This is a genomic window from Marinobacter denitrificans (genome assembly GCF_008795955.1).
Classification (GTDB): Bacteria; Pseudomonadota; Gammaproteobacteria; order Pseudomonadales; family Oleiphilaceae; genus Marinobacter; species Marinobacter denitrificans.
In genome coordinates this window covers 1-1,096 of the sequence record NZ_VMHN01000033.1, presented here as the reverse complement: position 1 = coordinate 1,096, position 1,096 = coordinate 1, and the positions used below count along the sequence as shown (strand labels likewise).

The window sequence follows — 1,096 nt, the reverse complement described above, 5'->3', positions numbered from 1 at the left end:
TGATACTGATTGAGCCTTCTCCCCAGCCCAGCGGTTGCCCGCTAAGCTGGAAGGCGACCAAGCACTACAAGGGAGAAGACTCAATGAACTTTTACCATAGCACCCACCGCCACTATTGTGGAATCGACCTGCACGCCCGCAGTCTGTATGTCTGCATCCTCGACCAGCAGGGCGAGGTGTTGCTGCACAAGGAAATCAAAGCCCGCCCGGAACCCTTGCTCGCCCTGCTCGAACCTTTCCGCGATGACCTTGTCGTTGGCGTGGAATGCATGCACTGCTGGTACTGGATCTCGGATCTGTGTGAAAAACACGGCATCGACTTCATCCTCGGCCATGCCCTGTATATGAAAGCCATCCATGGGGGTAAAACCAAGAACGACCGCATTGACTCGTTCAAGATCGCCATGCTCATGAAGGGCGGCAACTTCCCGCTGGCCTATACCTATCCCAAGGAGATGCGAGCCACTCGCGACCTACTGCGCCGGCGCACCCGGATCGTCCAGCACGGGGCAATGCTCAAGGCCCACGTGGTGAATACCACGAGCCAATACAACCTGCCGCCGAACAAGGTCAACCTGAAGAATATCGGTGCCCGGGAACAAGTCCATGCGGTCTTTGCCGATCGGGACGTCCAACACAACATCGATCTGGACCTGGCCATCATCGATTGCTACCACCGAGAGCTGAGCAAGCTCGAAGAGCACCTGGAGCGGCAAGCCAAACAACATGACCCCACGTCCCTGAGTGTACTGCGGACCATTCCAGGGGTCGGTCGCGTCCTGGCCCTGACGATTCTCTACGAAATCGGTGATATCCAGCGCTTTGAGTCGGTCCAGAAGTTCGCTTCATACTCCCGGCTCATCAAGTGCAAAGCCGAGTCTGCGGGTAAAGTCTATGGTACCCAAGGCAACAAAATCGGCAACGCGCATCTGAAGTGGGCTTTCTCTGAGGCGGCGGTGCTGTACCTGCGCGGCAATGACAAAGCCCAGCGCTACCTACAGAAACTCCAGAAACGCATGAACAAGGCCAAGGCGTTATCCGCGCTGGCCCACAAGCTGGGCCGTGCCGCCTACTTCATGCTCAAGCATCAGAGGGT

Annotated in this window: 1 protein-coding gene; it reads left to right on the top strand. The window is 57.0% G+C overall.

Going from position 1 to position 1,096, the window contains the following annotated elements:
* Window positions 1–83 precede the first annotated feature (83 nt).
* On the top strand, window positions 84–1,096 hold a 1,013-nt coding region (locus FO268_RS22715), incomplete at its 3' end, for an IS110 family RNA-guided transposase (RefSeq protein WP_150995422.1).